The sequence below is a fragment of the Bradyrhizobium sp. SYSU BS000235 genome (assembly GCF_049747295.1).
GTDB lineage: Bacteria > Pseudomonadota > Alphaproteobacteria > Rhizobiales > Xanthobacteraceae > Afipia.
The window spans coordinates 1-19,796 of sequence record NZ_JBMHJM010000001.1; the positions used below are offsets into that span (position 1 = coordinate 1).

At 61.1% G+C, this 19,796-nt stretch carries 17 protein-coding genes and 1 tRNA gene; 9 read left to right on the forward strand and 9 right to left on the reverse strand.

What is annotated here, in order from left to right; genetic code table 11:
• From ACP0KA_RS00005 to selB, 3 genes are all read left to right on the forward strand, one after another.
• Positions 1-224 (forward strand): aminopeptidase (locus ACP0KA_RS00005; RefSeq protein WP_424626787.1); only part of this gene is annotated, 224 nt, incomplete at its 5' end.
• Positions 225-499: 275 nt separating this feature from the next.
• Positions 500-595: transfer RNA gene (locus ACP0KA_RS00010), tRNA-Sec, on the forward strand.
• A 52-nt stretch (positions 596-647) separates the two neighbouring features.
• Complete coding sequence (gene selB, locus ACP0KA_RS00015) at positions 648-2,447, forward strand: selenocysteine-specific translation elongation factor (protein WP_424626788.1); 1,800 nt, start codon at positions 648-650, stop codon at positions 2,445-2,447.
• A gap of 49 nt (positions 2,448-2,496) precedes the next feature.
• On the opposite strand, the gene ACP0KA_RS00020 is transcribed toward selB, so the two are convergent.
• From ACP0KA_RS00020 to ACP0KA_RS00035, 4 genes are all read right to left on the reverse strand, one after another.
• Positions 2,497-3,450 carry a 2Fe-2S iron-sulfur cluster-binding protein gene (locus ACP0KA_RS00020; RefSeq protein ID WP_424626789.1) on the reverse strand — a complete coding sequence of 318 codons (954 nt, stop codon included), beginning with the start codon at positions 3,448-3,450 and terminating at the stop codon, positions 2,497-2,499.
• Positions 3,447-5,300, reverse strand: a complete 1,854-nt coding sequence (locus ACP0KA_RS00025; RefSeq protein WP_424626790.1) for an NAD(P)H-dependent oxidoreductase subunit E — start codon at positions 5,298-5,300, stop codon at positions 3,447-3,449. The genes ACP0KA_RS00020 and ACP0KA_RS00025 overlap by 4 nt, the downstream gene beginning before the upstream one ends.
• 12 nt (positions 5,301-5,312) lie before the next feature.
• On the reverse strand, positions 5,313-7,295 hold the full coding sequence (locus ACP0KA_RS00030; protein WP_424626791.1) for a molybdopterin oxidoreductase family protein: 1,983 nt from the start codon (positions 7,293-7,295) through the stop codon (positions 5,313-5,315).
• 251 nt (positions 7,296-7,546) lie between these two features.
• Positions 7,547-7,714, reverse strand: coding sequence for a hypothetical protein (locus tag ACP0KA_RS00035; protein ID WP_424626792.1), 168 nt, complete (start codon positions 7,712-7,714; stop codon positions 7,547-7,549).
• A 63-nt stretch (positions 7,715-7,777) separates the two neighbouring features.
• Here ACP0KA_RS00035 and selA point away from each other — a divergent pair, with 63 nt between their 5' ends.
• A complete protein-coding gene (gene selA / locus ACP0KA_RS00040; protein WP_424626793.1) occupies positions 7,778-9,193 on the forward strand; it encodes an L-seryl-tRNA(Sec) selenium transferase in 1,416 nt (471 codons plus the stop codon).
• A gap of 118 nt (positions 9,194-9,311) precedes the next feature.
• Here the strand turns inward: selA and selD are convergent, their stop codons facing one another.
• Entirely contained in the window at positions 9,312-10,361 is a 1,050-nt protein-coding gene (selD, locus tag ACP0KA_RS00045; protein ID WP_424626794.1) for a selenide, water dikinase SelD, read from the reverse strand.
• A gap of 729 nt (positions 10,362-11,090) precedes the next feature.
• On the opposite strand from selD, the gene ACP0KA_RS00050 reads away from it, so the two are divergent.
• The 3 genes from ACP0KA_RS00050 to ACP0KA_RS00060 all read left to right on the forward strand — a co-directional run bounded on the left by ACP0KA_RS00050 (position 11,091) and on the right by ACP0KA_RS00060 (position 13,914).
• Positions 11,091-11,468: a TlpA disulfide reductase family protein gene (locus tag ACP0KA_RS00050; RefSeq protein ID WP_424626795.1), complete on the forward strand. Its 378-nt coding sequence runs from the start codon at positions 11,091-11,093 to the stop codon at positions 11,466-11,468.
• A 25-nt stretch (positions 11,469-11,493) separates the two neighbouring features.
• Complete coding sequence (locus ACP0KA_RS00055) at positions 11,494-12,600, forward strand: transglutaminase-like domain-containing protein (RefSeq protein WP_424626796.1); 1,107 nt, start codon at positions 11,494-11,496, stop codon at positions 12,598-12,600.
• A gap of 741 nt (positions 12,601-13,341) precedes the next feature.
• On the forward strand, positions 13,342-13,914 hold the full coding sequence (locus ACP0KA_RS00060; RefSeq protein ID WP_424626797.1) for a cytochrome P460 family protein: 573 nt from the start codon (positions 13,342-13,344) through the stop codon (positions 13,912-13,914).
• 206 nt (positions 13,915-14,120) lie between these two features.
• On the opposite strand, the gene ACP0KA_RS00065 is transcribed toward ACP0KA_RS00060, so the two are convergent.
• Complete coding sequence (locus ACP0KA_RS00065) at positions 14,121-14,576, reverse strand: DUF3788 domain-containing protein (RefSeq protein ID WP_424626798.1); 456 nt, start codon at positions 14,574-14,576, stop codon at positions 14,121-14,123.
• Between the two features lie 263 nt (positions 14,577-14,839).
• Here ACP0KA_RS00065 and ACP0KA_RS00070 point away from each other — a divergent pair, with 263 nt between their 5' ends.
• Entirely contained in the window at positions 14,840-16,180 is a 1,341-nt protein-coding gene (locus ACP0KA_RS00070; RefSeq protein ID WP_424626799.1) for an MFS transporter, read from the forward strand.
• Positions 16,181-16,296: 116 nt separating this feature from the next.
• Positions 16,297-17,733: an MFS transporter gene (locus tag ACP0KA_RS00075; RefSeq protein ID WP_424626800.1), complete on the forward strand. Its 1,437-nt coding sequence runs from the start codon at positions 16,297-16,299 to the stop codon at positions 17,731-17,733.
• Positions 17,734-17,875: 142 nt separating this feature from the next.
• Here ACP0KA_RS00075 and ACP0KA_RS00080 read toward each other — a convergent pair whose 3' ends face one another.
• The 3 genes from ACP0KA_RS00080 to ACP0KA_RS00090 form a co-directional block, all read right to left on the reverse strand.
• Complete coding sequence (locus tag ACP0KA_RS00080; RefSeq protein WP_424626801.1) at positions 17,876-18,493, reverse strand: FMN-dependent NADH-azoreductase; 618 nt, start codon at positions 18,491-18,493, stop codon at positions 17,876-17,878.
• Positions 18,494-18,556: 63 nt separating this feature from the next.
• A complete protein-coding gene (locus tag ACP0KA_RS00085) occupies positions 18,557-19,090 on the reverse strand; it encodes a peroxiredoxin-like family protein (RefSeq protein WP_424626802.1) in 534 nt (177 codons plus the stop codon).
• Between the two features lie 143 nt (positions 19,091-19,233).
• A complete protein-coding gene (locus ACP0KA_RS00090; RefSeq protein ID WP_424626803.1) occupies positions 19,234-19,779 on the reverse strand; it encodes a carboxymuconolactone decarboxylase family protein in 546 nt (181 codons plus the stop codon).
• Between the last annotated feature and the right edge of the window lie 17 nt (positions 19,780-19,796).

Below are 19,796 nucleotides of genomic sequence, written 5' to 3' on the forward strand. Positions count from 1 at the left end.
ACGAAAATGCCGCCTCTCACATCGCGCTTGGTCAGTGCTATTCGAAGTGCTTCATCGATGGCGACAAACTGTCCCCAGAGCAGATCGCAGCCCAAGGCGACAACAAGAGCTTGATCCACATCGACTGGATGATCGGCACGAACCAGACCGATATCGACGGCATTTATGCGGATGGGCGTCGGGTGCCCGTGTTCCGCAAGGGTGAATGGGCGACGGGTGTATAGCCACTGAAGGAGTCGGTGAAACAGCGGCGCCGCTCGGCATGAAAAGCTGGTACCGGGAAAAAGCGAAAGCTAAAGAGTACGCGGATCGCCTGGCTTGAGAGGAAAAGAGCGAGCAGCCCCGTACGAAGCTACGCGCTATCCAGTTGAAAAAACGGACCTCGTAAAGCAATTCATGGTTGAAGAGTGATTTTGGCAGTATAAGGATGATACATCGGTCAGCCATATGCCTCAGAGGAGAGCGCTCGGCGAGATGAGTGTTCGATGTGAGCGCGTTCGGAGGCGTTTAGGTTCCTGGTGGTCCTCCCGGTCTTCAAAACCGGTGAGACCGAGTAACTCGGTCTGGCAGGTTCGATTCCTGTCCGCCTCCGCCAATCGCCGCAACCCCGACGCCACCGCGATGGTCGACGGCAAGCAGGACGTGCGATGACGACGCACGTCGTCGCGACGGCTGGTCACGTCGATCACGGCAAGAGCACCCTCATCCGCGCGCTGACCGGGATGGAGCCGGACCGCTGGGAGGAAGAGCGCCGACGCGGACTCACCATCGACCTCGGATTCGCCTGGACGACTCTGCCCTCGGGCCGAGAGGTCGCCTTCGTGGACGTCCCCGGCCACGAGCGATTCATCCGCAACGCATTGGCCGGCTTGGCGACAGCGCCGGTGGTGTGTTTCGTGGTGGCCGCCGACGAGGGCTGGTCGGCGCAATCCAGCGACCACCGCGATGCCATCGCAGCGCTCGGCATCCGCCACGGGTTGATCGTGGTGACGAAGGCCGACCGCGCGCCCGACCTCGTGGCGGCGACCATCGAGCGTGCCCGCAGCGAGCTCGCGCACACCGGTCTGCGTGACGCACCTGCGGTCGCCGTGTCGGCCGTGCAGAGCATCGGCTTGGACACACTCAAGCAGGTCCTCGACGACGTTCTGGCCGAAACGCCCGCGCCCGACGCCGACGGTCGGCTCCGGCTATGGATCGACCGCTCGTTCAGCGTCTCGGGGGCAGGCACGGTGGTAACGGGCACCCTGGTTGCGGGTACGCTGACCAAGGATGCTCGGCTCGTGGTGGTCGGCGATGGGCGGGAGCCGCGCGAGGTCGTCGTTCGTGGCCTGGAATCGCGGGACTCGGCTGCCGATGTCCTCCGCCCCATGAACCGGGCCGCGGTCAATCTGCGCGGTGTGGCTGCGGGGGAGATCCGTCGCGGCCAAGCACTGATCGCACCGGGCGCCTGGTTCTTCGCCACAGTCGTCGATGCGCGCCGTATCGGGGGGGCCGCGCTCGACGAAGTGCCTGAACAACTCACCGTGCATATCGGGACTGCGACCGTGCCGGCCCGGCTGCGCCGCTTCGATGCCGAGCACGCCCGGATCACTCTCGACTGGCCGCTGCCGCTGATCGTGGGCGACCGGCTGCTGCTCCGCGATCCGGGACGCCATCTCGTGCTCGGCGGCGTCGGTGTGCTGGATCCGGATCCGCCGCCGCTACCGCGCCGTGGAGATGGTGCCCGGCGCGGAGTAGCATTGGCCGCCATGCCACCCGAGGGCGACGTGCTGGCCAAGGTCGCGAGCCGTGGCGCTGTGGAGGCGGACTATCTGCGCCGGATCGGCCTCTTAGATGCCGACACTGCACCGCCACCCGAAGTCCGTGAAGTCAGCAATTGGTGGGTCCACCTTCCAACATATGATGACTGGCGGCTGAAGCTGCGGGTTATGGTGGAGAACGACGCCCAGCAAGATCAGCTGACGCTGGGCATCTCGCAAGGAGCCGCGCGCGACCCGCTTGGTCCGTCCGCAGCGCATTTCATCGATCAACTCGTCGCGGATGCCGGCCTCGAGTTGCACAATGGTTACGTCCGGCTGCCACGGGTCCGTGTCGATCTTGGCCGCGCCGAGGTCGGGGTGGCCAAGCTGGAGGCGCGGCTTCTCGCAAATCCCTTCCTCGCACCGCTGGTCGGCGATCTGGCCGCCCTCGGCTTGGGGGCTCGCGAGTTGGCCGCAGCCGAGCGCGCCCAACGGGTGTTACGTCTTCAAGGAGGTGTCGTGCTGCTGCCGTCGGCGCCGGAGCTTGCGATACAGGCTCTCGCGCAACTGCCGCAACCGTTCACCACCAGCCAGGCACGACAGGCCTTGGGGACCAGCCGTCGGGTGGCGATCCCGCTGCTGGAGCACCTCGACGGACGCGGCTGGACGCGCCGGATCGACGACGAGCACCGCGAAGTGGTGCGGTGAGTCGGGTCGAGGCCACAGGTGTCGAGACAGAACACCGAATGGTGAGCCTCTAGTCGGCTCCGTCGTTTTCGCGGCTCTGGACGTGCACGAAACCAAACCTGCCCTTGATGCACAGGTTACCGTGACTGACCGAGTGATCGTGGGGCGAAGTCACCTTAACGATCTTGTTGTCCTGGACGTGCAGGTTCACGTTGCAACCGACACCGCAGTAAGTGCAGACCGTGGTGGTCTGGGTCTGCTGCGACTCGTCCCAAGTGCATGCGGCGCGCATGTCGTACTCGGACTTGAACGACAGCGCCCCCGTTGGACACACCTCTACGCAGTTGCCGCAGAAGACGCATGCGGAATCCGGCAACTCCGCAGCGAACTCGGTGGAGATCTGGGAGTCGAACCCGCGCCCCGCGATCTGGATCGCAAAGCTGTTCTGCCATTGGGACCCGCAGGCATCCACGCATTTGTAGCAGAGGATGCACTTGCTGTATTCGCGCACATAAAGATCGTTGTCGATCTTGTCCGGTTGGCTCATCGTGGCCGCGATACTGCCGTTCCCGGCGTGATGCTCGCCCGGGTCGTGAACATCGCGCGTGAGGCTCTCGCCCGCTCGTTCGCCGTAACGATCCGAGTCGGCGTTGTAGCGCTCTTTCCACTCGGTGATCCGTGGCGTGGTGGACAGATCCACCGAGGAATCGAGCAGCTCCAGCACGAGGCGACGGCTGTGCCGCACCCGGTCGGTGTCGGTCATGACCTCCATGCCGGCCTGGACCTTACGGGAGCATGAAGGAACGAGAACGCGCGAACCTTTGAGCTCGACCATGCAGATGCGGCAAGCATTCTTCGGCGTGAGAGTATCGCCGTAGCAAAGTGTAGGCGTGTCCTTCCCCGCCGCGTTACAGGCAGTCAGGATGGTGCTTCCCTCCGGAACGCTCACCTGCTCACCGTCGATGGTGATCGTGACCAGCGGGACGGACATCCTCCCGGCAGCACCCGGATCGTGCGCGTTCATTTACTTGCCTCCAAGACCTTGAGCCGGTCGATCGCCGACTCGATGGCATTCCAAGCAGCCTGGCCCAGGCCGCAGATCGAGGAATCCTTCATCACCAAACCGACATCGCGCAGCAGGTCAATGTCGCGTCCCTTGGCCGCAGCATCGCGGCGGTTGTTCGCAATGCGCAGGAGCGCCTCCTCCTGACGCACCGTGCCCACGCGACATGGTACGCACTGGCCGCAAGACTCATCGCGGAAGAAGCGCGCGATGCGGAGCAGAATGGCAGGAAGTTCGACGGTGTCGTCGAAGGCCAACACCACGCCCGATCCTAGAGTGGTATTGTTGGCGCGAGCGCCTTCAAGGGTGAGCGGGATGTCGAGTTCGTCAGGGCGCACAAACCCGCCAGCCGCGCCACCCAGCAGCACTGCCTGCAGTTTTCGGCCTTGCGGAACGCCGCCGGCCAGCTTGAGAACATCGCCCAAGGTCGCGCCGAACGGCACTTCGTAGACGCCGGGCCGCACGAGATTGCCCGAAACACAGAACAGTTTGGGTCCAGTGGAGCCCTCGGTTCCGATCTTGGCGTACTCCGCGCCGCCCATCCGCATGATCAGCGGCACGTTGCACAGGGTCTCGACGTTGTTGACCACCGTCGGCTTGCCGAAGAGTCCGGCCTCGAACGGGAACGGCGGCTTGGACCGCGGTTCGCCGCGATAACCTTCGATCGAGTTGAAGATCGCGGTCTCCTCGCCGCAGATGTAGGCGCCGGCACCGCGGCGAATCTCCAGATCGAAGCTCCAACCCTTGCCTTGAATGTCTGCACCCAGGAATCCGCGTTCGCGGGCCTTTTCGATGGCGTTGTGCAGTAGCCGGTGAGCGCGTGGATATTCGCCGCGCAGGTAGATGTAGCCACGCTCAGCGCCGAAGGCATAACCAGCGATGGTCATCGACTCGATCAACGCGAACGGGTCGCCCTCGAGGATAGCGCGATCCTTGAACGTGCCGGGCTCAGACTCGTCGGCGTTGCAGACGAGATAACGAGGTGTCGCGGGCTGCTTGGCGGTGCTCTCCCATTTGACGCCGGCCGGAAAAGCCGCGCCGCCGCGACCCATCAACCGAGACTCCTTGACCTCGCTGATGACCTGCCCGGGTCCCATCTCGAACGCCCGCTTCAACCCAGCGTAACCATCCTTCGCAAGGTAGTCGTCGATGCTTTCCGGATCGACTTGGCCGACGCGCTTAAGCAGCATCAGCCCCTCTTGGCCGGCCTGTGGCACCGCCATGACCGGGGGCGCCTCGGCTGCGAGTGCCGCAGGACCGTCATTCAGCGCAAGCAAGACTTCATCGACGGTCGCGGGTCCGATCAGGTGCTCATGAGGCGGATCGCCAGCCTCCACCGCCATTGCAGCAGGTGCGCGCTCGCACACCCCGAGGCAGGGGCTATGCTTCCAGCCGTTCATGGCACCGGCTGGACCCAGCTGCTTCTCGAGGTCGGCACAGACTTCTTTCGATCCGCGCGCCATGCAGGCAATGTCGGTGCAGACATGCACGATGCGCTTCGGCCGCGCGTTAGTAGAGAACAGCGCATAAAACGTCGCGACGCTGTAGACGTCAGCTGCCGCCATATTGAGCCGTCTTCCGATATAGTTCAGCGCGCCGGGAGTGATCCAACCGACGCGGTCGTTCACTGCATGCAGCGCCTCCAGGACGAGATGCCGTTGTGACCGCGCGGCGTGCCCGGTGTGCGCACGCCGGTGGTCCTCCTCGTCGCGTTCGCCTCCATGCCAGCCGCCTGCGCCTGCCCCAAGGAACCGATCGACCGCATCCCGTTCTTCTGCGAACGGCTCGGCATTGGAGAATTTCAGGTCCACAGATATTCCTTCCTAACTCACGGCTGCGATATCTTTTTTCTTGCGATCGGGCTTGGAGAAAACGTTTCTCTCCCAGGTCGGAACTTCGTTGGTCTTCTCCACCTTGACCGCTGTCGCCTTGAACTCGGCCGTGCCAGCAATCGGGTCGTTCGCCTCGATGGTCAGCGCGTTGACGTCCACTTCGTCGGGGAAGTTGCAAGCCATGAAGAGCAATCCGGGACGCAGTCCCGGCTCCCTACGCACTGGCGCCAGCACTGAGCCACGGCGCGAAGTCACCCGCACCCATTCGCCTTCATTCACATCAAGTCGAACCATATCCTCCGGAGAGAGATCGATGCAGGCACCAAAGCGGATCGGCGAGTTGAAGCCGCCGGACTGCACACCGGTGTTGTAGTCCGTCAGCCGCCGGCCAGTTGTCAGGCGCAGCGGGAATTCGTCGTCGAGCTTGTCCACCGGCAGGCTGTGTTCGGGGGTGCCGAACGCCGCCAACAGCCCGCGCCTCTCGGGATCCTTGTCCCAAAGCCGGGCGTGCAGGAACGGTGACTCAGGCCCGTTCTCATCGGGGAAGGGCCACTGCAACCCACCTCGTTCATCGAGCTGCCGGTAGGTCATTCCAAAATGTCTGGGAGACACCGCGCGCAGATCATCCCACACCTGCTCCGCGGTCTGTATCGGCCAGTGGTACCCCATGCGCTGCGCGACCAGGCGCATGATCTCGATGTCGTCCTTCGCGTTACCAGGTGGCTCGAGCGCTTTTCGCACGCGCTGGACCCGCCGTTCACTGTTGGTGAAGGTACCCTCGCTCTCGCACCACGCCGCGGCGGACGGGAGCACGACATCAGCATAAGAGGCCGTTCTTGTGAGGAAGATGTCCTGCACGACGATATGGTCGAGGTTTTCCAGCCGTTTGCCAACCGCAGAAGAATCGGCGTCGGACTGCACCGGGTTTTCACCAATGATGTAGAGGTTGGTGAGATGCCCTTCATCCATCGCGTGCATCATCTCCGAAAGCGTCATACCGTACTTCGGCGGCATCGTGACGTTCCACAGACGCTCGAACTTCGCGCGATGCTCGGGATTCCCGACGTCCTGGAAGCCCGGAAGATTCTTGGGGATCGCCCCCATGTCGCCGCCGCCCTGAACGTTGTTCTGACCGCGCAACGGAACGAGGCCTGAGCCCCAACGGCCGACATGGCCGGTGAGCAGCGCGAGGTTGCACAACGAACGCACGTTATCGGTGCCGTTGTGATGCTCGGTGATGCCGAGCGTCCAGCAGATCTGTGCACGCTCCGCCTTCGCGTAGTCGTGCGCGAGCGCACGGATCAGCTCCGCAGGCACACCGGTTTCACGCGAAGTGACTTCCAGAGTCCACGGTTCGCACTTTTTGATGTAGTCATCGAAGCCGGTGGTCGCGTTCGCGATGAACTCCTTGTTGGTCAAGCCGGCGTGAATGATCTCGCGACCAATGCCGTAGGCCAGCGCCACGTCGGTGCCGACGTCCAGCCCGAGCCAGCTGTCAGCCCACTCCGCCGTCTTCGATCGACGCGGATCGACCGAATAGACCTTGGCGCCCTTGTGGATCGCCTTCAGCGCGTGATGGAAGAAAATCGGATGCGCTTCGCGGGCGTTCGAGCCCCAGAAGACAAGCAAATCCGCGTCCTCGGCTTCCCGATAGGATGAAGTACCACCGCCAGCTCCGAATACCGTCACCAGACCGGCGACGCTAGGAGCGTGTCAAGTTCTGTTACAGGAGTCGATGTTGTTGGTGCCGATCACCGTGCGCGCAAACTTCTGGGCGATGAAGTTCATCTCGTTGGTCGAGCGAGAGCACGAGAACATGCCGAACGCATCCGGGCCATGAGCCTCGCGGTTGCGGAGGAAGCCTTCTGCCGCACGATCGAGGGCCTCGTCCCAGGACGCAGGCCGCAGGATGCCGTTGTCGCGGACGAGCGGTTCAGTGAGTCTCGTGTAGTTCTGCTTCCCTTGCCGGCCCATAAACCTGTCTCCTGCGTACTGCTCGAAGTATTTGGTATACCACGATCAATGTGGATCCTCATATATGAAGCCGACTGCACATGCTGGGACTTCTGCCCATTATGCGGCGCGCAGAATGTCGCAGGCCCACGGCTCCTGTTCGATCACTGATTCCGCAGGGGACAGTGCCGCAGGTGCGCACGGTGGGGCGGCCCTGCCGATCGCAAGCGTCCGAACATTTGAGAGGACTGCCCGTATGAGAGCGGGCATAATCAGTAGAAGGAGTCCCACGATGTCTCGACGCAAGGAGCCGGTGATCCCGGCTGAGTTACTGGATCAATGCCTGCCAAGACGCGGCCTTGCGACAGCGCTGGATCAAGGCGATGCTCACCTGGTAATTTCGCCAGCGCGGCCTCGTCTTCGATCGTCAGGACCGGCATGTCACGACCGTTTTGGCCGCGGCGGCGTCAATCCGTTTCTGATCTGCGACTAGGGAGGCCGATATGGATGCAGGGACTTCCCTCCCCAGCCGAATTCCGTCCGTCGATGAAATTCTCAAAACGCCGCAGGCGCAGGAGGCGGCGGTACGGTTCGGGCGGACGCGCGCGGTGCACGCGATCCGTCATGCGACCGCTGTCGTGCGGCGTGAAATCGGCGCCGGCGCGGCGGTCGTACCCGATGCCGAAGCCATCGCAGTCGATGCTCTTTTGTGGCTTGAGACAGATGCCCGACCGAATGCGCGGGCGGTGTTCAACCTGACGGGGACCATCCTGCATACCAATCTCGGCCGTGCCATTCTTGCGGAAGCAGCGATTGATGCGGCGACAGTCGCGATGCGTGAAGCGCTCGCGCTGGAATTCGATATCACGCAGGGCAAGCGCGGCGAGCGCGACACTCTGGTCCGCGGCCTGTTGTGTGAACTGACGGGCGCTGAGGATGCGACCATCGTGAACAACAACGCGGCCGCCGTGCTGCTCGCACTCAATACACTGGCCAAGGGTAAAGAAGCTATCGTTTCGCGCGGCGAATTGATTGAGATCGGCGGCGCCTTCCGCATGCCGGAGATCATGGCGCGCGCCGGTACCAGACTGGTCGAGGTGGGCACCACCAATCGCACGCATGAAAAGGACTATGCGGCGGCGATCAACCCGAAGACTGGGTTGATCCTCAAGGTCCATACGTCGAACTATCGCATCGAGGGCTTCACCAAATCGGTGTCTGGCAAGGCCATTTCTGCGCTGGCGCGCGCGAGTCACGTCCCGCTCCTCAATGATCTTGGCTCAGGCACATTGGTCGATCTGGCGCGCTACGGCTTGACCCACGAGCAGACCGTGGCCGAGGCGCTGGCCGAAGGTGCGGACCTCGTGACTTTCTCTGGCGACAAGCTGCTCGGCGGGCCGCAGGCCGGGTTCATCGTCGGATCACGGGAATTGATTGCGCGGCTGAACCGCAATCCGATGAAGCGCGCGCTGCGTATCGACAAAATCCGCCTCGCGGCAATCGAGGCGACGCTGCGGCTGTATCTCGACCCGGACCGGCTGGCGGAGCGATTGCCGACATTGCGGATGATGGCGCGTCCGCTCGCCGACATCGAGGCCGCAGCAGACCGTCTCAAGCCTGCGGTCGCAGCGGCGGCGGGGCCGGACTTTGCCGCCGACGTGATTGCCTGTGCAAGCCAGATCGGTTCGGGAGCGTTGCCGACCGAAGTGATTCCAAGTGCCGGCATCGCCTTGCGCGCGGTGAACACGCGCGGCAAGGGCCGTGCGCTGATGACATTGGCTGCAGCGCTCCGCGCTTTGGATCAACCGGTCATCGGCCGGGTTGAGAATGATACTCTCATCCTCGATCTCCGTTGCCTCGAAGATGAAGCCGCGTTTGTGCGCAATCTTGTGGCTCTCCGTCCGGAGGAGCAGCGCTGATCGACTTGCGCGGATTCCTTGCGGATTTGCGGCAGCCGCACGAAGCGAAGGCCGCCGCATAAAGGCCGGTCCTCCGACGGCGAATTGACCCCAAGCCCGAGCCGGACGATCTGCGATGTTACGTCGTGACGCGCACCTCGGCCGGGCCAGCTTCAGTATGGCCGATGATCCGCGCGGCGCCGTAGCCCGCACGCCGGATCGCCTCAAGTGTGGCCTCTGCGTGATCAGCGGCGCAGGAAATCAGCAACCCGCCCGACGTCTGCGGATCCACAAGTAAGCTGCGTTGCCAATCGGGCAGTTCATCGGGCAAGCGGATCGCGTCGCCGTAGCTCGCCCAGTTTCGCGTAGATGCGCCGGTGATGTAGCCCTGCTGCGCAAGGCGGGCGGCTTCCGTGAACAACGGCACGTCAGTGGCTTTCAGCGTAACAGTGAGTTTTGAGCCACGGGCCATCTCCAGCGCATGACCCAGCAGGCCGAAGCCGGTGACGTCGGTGATGGCATGCACGGCTTTGTCGTCAGCAAGCTCAGCGCCGACACGGTTGAGCTGCGTGGTGGAGGCGACCATTTCGGCATAGCCCTCGCCTGAAAGCTCTCCCTTCTTGATGGCGGCAGAGTAGATGCCGACGCCGATCGCCTTGGTCAGGATCAGCGCATCGCCGGGTTTTGCATCGGCGTTGCGGCGAACTTTATCGGGGTGGCAGAGGCCGATGACGACAAGGCCGTAGATCGGCTCGGGTGCATCGATCGAGTGACCGCCGGCGACCGGAATCCCGGCAGCGCTGCAGACGGCGTTACCGCCCGCGATGATCTTGCGCACGTCCTCGACCGAGACCTTGTTGAGTGGCATCCCCAGGATTGCGAGCGCCATGATCGGCTTTGCACCCATGGCGTAAATGTCGGAGATCGCGTTGGTCGCAGCGATCCGGCCAAAGTCGAACGGGTCGTCCACCACCGGCATGAAGAAGTCCGTGGTGGCCACGACGCAGGTGGAATCGTCGATCTTCCACACTGCGGCGTCGTCGCCAGTCTCGATTCCGACCAGCAGTTGACGGAAAGGTGCGGCGGCAGGCTGGTTGGCGAGCAATTCCTGCAAGACGGATGGCGCAAGCTTGCAGCCGCATCCGCCACCATGGGCAAGGCTCGTCAGGCGCACGATGGGAGCATTCATTGTCAGGTCTCCTGGGGTTGCGCCGGACAGCGGCAGCCTCCTCAACATTCCGCGCACTGGGCGGAGCGGCCAGCGGCAATATATGCAGAAATCATAGCGAAGGATATCGGCAGCTTCATTTAAACAATTGGCATCTCAGTTCATATTTCCGTCCACCTCAAATTACGTCAAAGCTAAACTTCGTGATGTATCTTTTTCGACGCTGAGAAGCCGATGGCTTTCATATCTTGCTGCATATCGGCATCTCATGGCGCTTGCTCATTTATCCATCATGTAGAGGCTCGCCTTGCCAGACACGGGATCTTTAAGGCATTTCGTCGCAGCACCGCGCGTTGACGACAGGGCTAACGAGTCACAGAATAAAAGCGTGGCGGCACAAACTGCTCCCGCGGGCCGGGGCTTTCAAAACAGACAAAGCCAACGCGATATATCCGCGAGGAATGGCGCTGCTTTCCGCAAACATGCGATATCTTCAATCTCATCTATGAGAGATATAAAGGCACGCCGCCTTTCACGCGTCAGTCCGCCACCAGTTTCGTTGTTGCGCTTTTCGGTGCCGCCTGGGTGTTGGCCTGCCCTCCTCTGTCTGCAACCGCCGGCTCTTCCGAGACGCGGCAAAATCCCATTCCGCCCACGCTAAAGACCTGGTCCGGGGCAGAGAAAGACCCGTTTTTACTCGACGATTTGCACGGCAACCGACGCGATCTCCAGGCATTCGCCGGAAAAGTTGTGCTGGTGCATTTCTTCGCAACATGGTGTGAGCCATGTGTGAGCGAAATGGCGTCGCTACAGCGGCTCGCGACAACGACCCGCGGAAAGCCGCTCGCTATTCTCGCTATCGACGTCGCGGAGGTCGATCTTCGCGTCCGGGCGTTCTTCGCAAAGCACCCGGTCGATTTCACCATCCTGCTCGACCGAGATCGCGCTGTCAGCAAATCCTGGGACGTCACGGCGCTGCCGACCACGTTCGTGCTCGACGCCAATCTCGCACCGAAATTCTTCATCGAAGGCGATCTCGACTGGTCGCGTCCTGATGTTTTGGCCGCGATTGAATCGCTCTATCCCGCGGCGGACCAACCGCAGGAAAAAACAATCAGCAGCAAATGATCTAGAGATTCAAAAGGAGGAAAGTATGCAACGGCGAGAATTTCTAAAAGGCACAGCAGCCCTTTCATTGGCAGCCGCATTGCCCGGCACCGCCTGGGCGGAAGTCGTATTTGCACCCAAGCCAGGCGCCTGGCGAGCAGTCGATCTCGTCACAAAAATCACGGTCGAAAAACCTGACGGAAAGATGCAGGCCTGGATTCCATTGCCCTCCGTCACTGAATCCGAATGGATCCGAAACGGCGAAACGACATGGACCGGCAACACCGCTTCCGCGACGCGCGTGCGAGACCAAAAATACGGTGCCGAAATGTTGCATGTGACATGGAAAGAGAGCGAGGCGGCACCGGTTCTTGAAGTCACGAGTCGGGTCGAGATGCGCGACCGGGCGGTCGACCTTAGTAAACCCGGAAAGGTCGCCCCACTCAGCGCGGCCGAGCGCAAGCTCAATCTCGAGGGGACTGCCCTCATCCCGGTTGACGGCATCGTCAAGCAGACATCGGACAAGATCGTCGCAGCGGCCAACGCCAAGTCGGATATAGAGAAGGCTCGTGCGATCTATGACTGGGTGGTCGAGAACACGGTTCGCGTCGCCGCAACGCGTGGCTGCGGCGTCGGCGATATCGCGGCCATGCTCAAAACCGGAAATCTCGGCGGCAAATGCGCCGATCTCAACGCACTCTATGTTGGCCTCACCCGCGCTGCTGGTGTGCCCGCGCGTGACGTCTATGGCATTCGCGTCATCCCCTCGCAGTTCGGCTACAAGAGCCTCGGCGCCGGATCGGCCAACGTCACCAAGGCGCAGCATTGCCGCGCCGAGGTTTTCCTCGAGGGCTTTGGCTGGGTGCCGACCGACCCCGCCGACGTGCGCAAGGTGATGCTGGAGGAGCCTCCGACAAACCTCGCCATCAGTGACCCGAAAGTCGTCGCCGCGCACAAGACGCTGTTCGGCGCGTGGGAGGGCAACTGGATCGCCTACAACACCGCGCACGACATCGCGCTGCCGGGCAGCACGCACCCGAAGCTCGGCTTCCTGATGTACCCGCAGGCGGAGCGCGCGTCGCTTCTCCTCGACTGTCACGACCCGGATAACTTCAAATACGCCCTCACCGCGACGGAAGTGAAGCCGAGCTGATCGCACCGCGCTAACGGGTAGACCATGCTGATACAAATCCGGCCCTGACGGCTATTCCCGTCAGGGCCGGATCGTTTCACAACGCTCTACATGTTGGAAAAAGCGGACGGCCCAAACGTCGGTGCGCGTCGGGACTCAAATTCTTCGGTGAAGACATCAGTCCGAGTACTCCGCCTAAGGAGGATCTGATGAATAGGATATATCGTTACGACAGCTATTGTGTGCAAAGGAGCCGGCCTAAGCGATGGATCCGGTAGAGAATACGGTCCCACCATTTGGGGTTTCGTAGAAGACGACATCACATCGCACCAACCGCAATGCCGGCACTTCTGCAGTCATGCACCGTGCGGATCGATTGACTGAGCGACACCGGCCGTTTCAGCGGCAGCGACATGCAACGTCCCTTACTAAATGCGTCCCCTAATTCTTACGTGCATGATTGACTCAGAAGGTCTCACAAGAAATGCGTTCGTCGAGCCGGTACCATCCGCCAGGAACTGGACGCAAATATTGAGGCAGTACGAACGCTTGCACCTGAGAGTGCGACTTAGGCAGCCTGCAACCGTTCGCGACGCTTAGCACATTGCGCCATACCTGTTATCTATAGAAAACATGCCCAACGGGAATTCCAAATCCGCCCTGTCAGGCAGTAGGTTTCTGCGAAGCGCGGTTACGTCGGCTGTTGATGTCAAGACATCCAGTACCGCCCGCCCCCAAAAGCGATGCGAAAGGACTCTGACAATGAAAACCTCAAGGGCAGTTATTCTCGCCGCTGCTGTGTCGCTGGCGGCTGGCTCGGTCGCAGCTCTGGCGCAAAGGAATGGAGCCGTGAAAAATAGCGCGGCTGAAGTGGTTGACGCCCAGGGTCACCTGCGTGTGCCGACTGACTACCAAACTGCGTATCAGGCGCTCGGAGCTTGGGCCATCGCGGCAGACAATGGACAAGGTTCGAAAGAGATGCATTCCGTCTATGCTTCGCCAGGAGCGATCGATGCCTATCGAAAGTCCGGGCATTTTCCGGACAACACAGTGCTCGTGAAGGAAGTCTTCGAGACGGCGACGGGTGACATGACAACCGGCACCGTCAGTCATGCTGACAAACTCAAGGGCTGGTTTGTGATGGTGAAGGACAGCAAGAATAGTCATCCCGGAAACCCACTTTGGGGTGATGGATGGGGTTGGTCATGGTTCGACGCCGACAAGCCATTGAAAACAACTTCAACGGACTACAAGGTCGACTGCCAGGGCTGCCACGAACCGGCAAAGTCGACAGATTGGATTTACGTCAACGGATATCCAGTCCTACGACACTAAATTTTGTATGTGTGTCGAGCACATTGATGGCAGGAACGACAAAAGCCGTTCCTTTGTCTTTCGCTGTTCGAGGCGTGGCAGGTAAGGCATGTCGTTTTCCATCTACGATATCGCCGTACCAGTGATACTGCATGGCTTCGGCGTGATGGAGAACCACCTGCGGTCCTCGGTGATAGTATCCAGATAACGGCGCTCGATCTGCGCCTTCAACCGCGTGACTGTGGTGGGCGCTTCATCATCAAAAGCTCCGTCACATCATGCCGATCACCTACGGATGAGATCCCAACGTTCAGCCATTTCCCGTCAGGGTATGTACGGGCTTCGTCGTAGAGGTTGACCAGCTGCGAACGCCAGCCATAACGCCGCGCCTCAAACTTCTCCCGCTCTGCTGTCCCCAGGACTACCTCGACCGAAAATCGCTTGTATCCCGGCAAGAAGGTGCAAAATGCCTTCGTCTTCTTGTAACGCAGGGACCAACCGCGCGTCTTGCCGCGATAGAGCCATTCCGGAGCGAAAACACTGGGGTAGTATTCCTCGATCCAGTTCTGTAGCTCCGACCAATGCTTGAATGCCGCCGTCCCGATCCAGTGGCGGACGGTGTTGTCATTGGGTGGCGCCGATTTGTCGGTGATCCTGTCGCCGATCTGGGGGGATTGTTCCATGCCGCTTTCCTTTGCTTCGAATCGGTGTTGCACCCGATATTTCTTCGGTCCTCAGCTCGGTATTGAGGCTTAGGCACACTGCCCGTCAAAGCGGAAAACCAGGTCGCAGATTCTCGGACACAGAATTTGGACTCCCAACACGTGACGCTATGGCAAACAGAGTTCACCTGTTTTCCCGACATCAAGTATCGACCCACAGAATCCACTCCTGAGAGTATGCGCAAAGTCGACCGCTCAAAGCTCGCGCCAGAAATTGCATCTTTATGAACGGCGTCGGATGTTTAACGGCGTCGAAGCGCCGCTGGGCGATGTTCTGCATCTTGCTAGGGCTTGGTCTAAGTTCCCTTGGAAGCGCGATCACGAATATCGCCTTGCCGAATATCTCGCGCTCATTCGCAAGTAGTGATGCCGCAACTGTTTGGGTCGTGAATGCCTATCAGCTTTCGGCAACGGTCTGCTTGTTGCCCGTTGCTAGTCTGGCCGAGTCACTCGGTCTGAAGCGCGTTTATGCCACCGGCCTGGCCATTTTTGTTCTCGCGTCGTTGGCTTGCGCGTTCGCTCCAACATTGCCGATGCTGGTGAGCGCGCGCTTGATTCAGGGGGCTGGCGCGGCCGGGGTTGCTGTGGCCGGCGTTGCATTTGTGCGCGTGATCTATCCGCACCGCATGGTCAGTAAGGGACTCGCGTTGGTCGCATTAGCGGTGGCGATACCTGGAGCATTGGGCCCCACCATCGCGGCGACAATACTTGTCGTGGCAAAATGGCCCTGGTTGTTTTTGGTGAACGTGCCATTCGCCATCGCAGTACCGCTATTTATTGCCGCCGCACCATCAGACGTTCGGGTTGCTCGCCCGCTCGATCTGACGGGGACCGCTCTCAATGCGTTCGCGTTCGGACTTTTCGTCGTTGGGGTGGGCACGCTGGGTACCGGCGATGGGCGCATTGCGACAGCAGAGATCGTAGCGGGTCTCCTATGCTTTGGTCTCTTCGTTCGACAGCAACGGCGGCACCCTATGCCAATGTTGCCGTTCGATCTTTTCTGTATCCCAGTGTTTACCTTATCGATGTGGACATCTGTCTGCGCCTACGCAGCACAAATTCTGGCTTATGTCTCCTTGCCGTTTTTATTTGAGACGGCGCTGCATCTCTCGGCCGTGGAAACGGGCTTTCTTGTGACGCCCTGGCCGTTAATGACCGCCGTCACGGCTCCAATCGCCGGTCGCTTGACAAGCCGCTACCCTGGTTCAGTGATTTGCAGCATCGGTCTGGCGTTGTTAGCATCCGGCCTGCTTCTGATGGTCTTCTTGCCGATGACTCCGACGAAGTGGGATGTCGTATGGCGGCTTGCCCTTTGTGGTATGGGCTTTGGCCTTTTCCAGACGCCGAACAACACGACGATGATGACGGCTGGACCTATTGGTCGTAGCGGCGCCGCAAGCGGGATGAATGCCGCGGCTCGCTACGTCGGATGGTCACTGGGTTCCACCTTGGTCTCACTGATCTTCGGTTTGGGCAGAGATCGTGGCGCGGTGTTTTGTTTGGTTGCCGGAATGGCCTTTGCTCTGATGGGGGCCGCTACGAGCAGCGCTCGTCGGTTCAGATAAATGAACACTTCATCGTCAGTAAGATCGATGCAGGCCATACGCCCGCTCAGCTTCAAACGACTGGCAAATGAGCGCGTACGCCAGGAATCGCTCGACTTAACCTGAGGGATTAGATCGTGGGCAGTGCGTCCTTGATCCTGACCGACAGCGGCCTGGCGCTCTCCGAGCCTAGGGCCATCGGCGCGCGGGGCAGCACCAAGGTGCTCGCCGCGTCGAGCCTGGGCAGCTGCCTCGTGTTCGTCAGCAGTGCCGTCGTCACAGTCGCGCTCGCGGCGATTGGCCGAGACATGCGCCTGTCACCGCTCGAGCTGCAGTGGGTGATGAACGCCGAGCTCCTACCGCTCGCGGCCCTGACCTTGGTCGCCGGCGCTCTGGGTGACCGGTTCGGACAGAAGCGGATTTTCCTCGTAGGGATCGCTCTCTATGGCCTGGGCGCGGTCGCGACTGGTTTCGCGCCGAGTTTCGCGCCGCTCATCGCTGGCCGATTCCAGCAAGGCTTGGGCGAAGCGTTGATCCTGCCCAACGGCCTTTCCGTGCTCGGGCGGGCCTTTCCCGCCGACAAGAAAGCCCATGCGGTCGGTGTCTGGTCCGCGGCCGCAGCCGTCGCCTGCGGCGTCGCGCCTGCTATCGCTGGCGCAATCCTCGATCACGGGTCTTGGCGGATGACCTTTCTGATGCTGCTGCCCGTGGTTGCCGGCGCGCTGGCCATCGGCGCCGCGTGGATACCAAAAGACTCGCCAACCAGCCACGTCCGGGTCGATGTCGGTGGCGCGGTTCTCTCGACAGTCGGCCTCGGCGGGCTCGGCGCAGGGCTCACCAGCCTGACCAACGGATCCGGTCTGAACCTTTGGGTTCTCATCACTCTGATCGCCGGTCTGGGCGGCTTAGCCGGTCTCATCGTGACCGAACGGCGATTAGGCGACAACGCAATGCTGCCCCCGTCCCTCTTCACCTCACGATCGGTCGTCGGCGCGAACCTCTTCACCGCACTCCTCTACGGGGCGTTCACGGTTATGCTGACCTTGATCCCGTTCGTGATGATCCGGGGCGCCGACCTGCCGACGCTTGTCGCGGGGCTGGCCTTCATTCCCTTGCAGGTTCTTATTACGGTCGTCTCGCCGCTCGCCGGCATACTCTGCCGCCAGTTCGGCCGACGAACGCCATTGTTCGCCGGCGGCGCCATCGCCTCGTTGGGATGCGCGATGGCGCTCCGCATCGGTCCGAACGCGACCTATTGGGCGGACATCTTCCCGTCCATCCTGTTGCTGGCGCTGGGCATGAGCGTAGCGATCGCGCCGTTGACGACCCTCGTTCTCACCTCAGTCGAAGCAGATCGCGCCGGCACTGCGTCTGGCGTCAACAGCGCGGTCTCGCGCGCCGCGTCGCTCTTCGCCATCGCCCTCCTCGGCGGCGTCCTGCAGCAGGGTGGTCCTCAGTTGTTCTCAGGGTTCCATATGGCAATGGCTGTCGCCGCGGGCGCATGCGTTCTCGCCACGCTCACGGTGTTCATCATCGAACCGGGGCCCCATGTCGACTTCATCCCGCGAGACTGACGCGTTCGGCGCCCACGACCGGCAGGACTGCGAGGCCGGCGGGAATTATGAAGAATAGAAATCAACCGATAGGCAAATGGAGAAGACGATGAAGATCCGAGCCATCGTTGCCGCCACATGCGCGGCAAATCGCGAGCGCCGGTTATGCAATCTCTGTCATGACCGTGAGGTCGATCGCCGCGAGCGCTTTGTCCCTCGCTGATGTGGCTTGGTCCCCGTCGAGAAACGCCGTAGCCTGCACAGAAAAGAATTGCAGGGTTTTCAGCCCGATGCTGCTCAGCACCACCGACAGATACGGCGTGAGAAAATCGGGCTGGTTGGCTCGGTCGCCGGTAAAGACGCCACCGGAGGCGATGCCGATAAACACCGGACGATCCCGGAGCATTCCCACCTTCCCGGCCGGCGTCGATTTGAAGGTGCGACCCGCGCGCAGGATTTGATCGATCCACGCCTTGAGGACCGAAGGGACGGTGAGATTGTTCATAGGCGTGCCGATGACAATCACATCGGCCGCCTCGACTTCCTGAATAAGAGTCTCGGAAAGCTCCAGCGCGCCCTTCAGCGGGGCCGCCAACGTGGCCGGCGACGACAGGGTCGTCGCGTATTCGGGCGAAGCGTGCGGCAGTGGGGTCGCGGCAAAGTCTCGCCGGCTGATGCTCGCGCTGGGCGCAACCGCAAGGAGCTGTTTGACGATTGCCGCTGAAAGCTGGCGACTGTGCGATTCCAGGCGCGGACTGCAATCGATATGGAGGATGTTCATGCGATCGATCCCAATGGCTTTACTCGGCCGCCGTCACTTGCAGCGCGCTAAGTCGACGGGCACTCAGACAGGGCCGTCATACTCGCCACGTGCCGGATAATTATTGGCGGTGGTGAAGTCGATCGCCTGAAGCAATTCCGAGAACAGCGGACGTGCGTACGGCATTGTTTGAACCGAGCCGTAATACAAGGTGCCGTCCGGTCGGACGAGGAATACACCTGGCTCCGAAAATAGTGGCGGCTCTTCGATGTTAATCGATGACTTTCCGCGCGACGACGAAATATAGAGTCCCCATTGGCGGGCAACCGTGAGCGGAAGCGAATATCCGAAACGCAGGTTGCTGCCGACCTTACTTGCCATTTCCTGAGCGCGCTCGCCAACGTCAGAGCTGATGGCGATGACCTTTGTGCCGCGACGCTCGTATTCAGGGAGCAGCTTGTCTAGGTCACGCAGATACTTGAGGCAGACCGGGCAATGGAGCCCCCGATAAAAGCATACCAAAGTAAACAGCTCCGGCGCATCGGTCGCGAGATCAAAGTCGCCATGAGCAAGGGTCGGCACACGCAATTCAGGAACTGGTCGGCGAGGCAGCAGCATTCTCTTCTCCGGGGTTATTGTCTACGAGCAGCACTCGTCGGTTCAGATGGATCCAAACCTGCGGCACGCGGCTCTGGCCGAAGCCGACATTATTGGCGTATTGGCCGATGATCCGCGTGCCTGCGTTTGTTTCGAAATGGAGTTCAGATCGAGCCAGCCGGCTTAACGGCGGGAAAGTCCTTCTCGGGATCGAACACGTTGTTGAAAAAGTTCGTCAGGGAGTACATGGCGACCAGCGCGACGATCTCCATGACGTTCGCATCCGTGTAGCCGGCATCGCGGACGGCTTTCAGGTCGGCATCATTGACGCGACCGCGAGTCTCGATGACTTTGCGCGCAAATTGGACGGCGGCGTCCCGCTTCGGGTCGGTGGCATGGCCCTTCCGAGCGAGAATGATTTCATCGGCCGACAGTTTGGCCATATGCTCGGCCGTAAAGCTGTGAACTGTTAGGCAGTAGTTGCAGCCATTTACTTCGGAGACAGCGAGGCCGATGCTGTCACGGGTCTTCACATCGAGCGCCTTACTCAAGGAGCCGAGCAGCGCCGCCCATGAATTGAACGCGATCGGGCTCTGCGCGAACGTCGCCATCATATTTGGGGTAAACCCGATGTTCTTGGTGAACATATCGAGAGTCGGTTTCGAATCGGCCGGCACCTGTTCCGGCTTTAGAGCCACACATCTAGCCATCGTAGTCTCCGTGAGTT

Excerpts from the sequence above, each read along its gene's own strand:
- selB (WP_424626788.1), top strand. The coding sequence starts at position 648 with ATGACGACGCACGTCGTCGCGACGGCTGGTCACGTCGATCACGGCAAG.
- ACP0KA_RS00020 (WP_424626789.1), bottom strand. The coding sequence starts at position 3,450 with ATGAACGCGCACGATCCGGGTGCTGCCGGGAGGATGTCCGTCCCGCTG.
- ACP0KA_RS00035 (WP_424626792.1), bottom strand. The coding sequence starts at position 7,714 with ATGCCGGTCCTGACGATCGAAGACGAGGCCGCGCTGGCGAAATTACCA.
- selA (WP_424626793.1), top strand. The coding sequence starts at position 7,778 with ATGGATGCAGGGACTTCCCTCCCCAGCCGAATTCCGTCCGTCGATGAA.
- selD (WP_424626794.1), bottom strand. The coding sequence starts at position 10,361 with ATGAATGCTCCCATCGTGCGCCTGACGAGCCTTGCCCATGGTGGCGGA.
- ACP0KA_RS00055 (WP_424626796.1), top strand. The coding sequence starts at position 11,494 with ATGCAACGGCGAGAATTTCTAAAAGGCACAGCAGCCCTTTCATTGGCA.
- ACP0KA_RS00060 (WP_424626797.1), top strand. The coding sequence starts at position 13,342 with ATGAAAACCTCAAGGGCAGTTATTCTCGCCGCTGCTGTGTCGCTGGCG.
- ACP0KA_RS00065 (WP_424626798.1), bottom strand. The coding sequence starts at position 14,576 with ATGGAACAATCCCCCCAGATCGGCGACAGGATCACCGACAAATCGGCG.
- ACP0KA_RS00070 (WP_424626799.1), top strand. The coding sequence starts at position 14,840 with ATGAACGGCGTCGGATGTTTAACGGCGTCGAAGCGCCGCTGGGCGATG.
- ACP0KA_RS00080 (WP_424626801.1), bottom strand. The coding sequence starts at position 18,493 with ATGAACATCCTCCATATCGATTGCAGTCCGCGCCTGGAATCGCACAGT.
- ACP0KA_RS00085 (WP_424626802.1), bottom strand. The coding sequence starts at position 19,090 with ATGCTGCTGCCTCGCCGACCAGTTCCTGAATTGCGTGTGCCGACCCTT.
- ACP0KA_RS00090 (WP_424626803.1), bottom strand. The coding sequence starts at position 19,779 with ATGGCTAGATGTGTGGCTCTAAAGCCGGAACAGGTGCCGGCCGATTCG.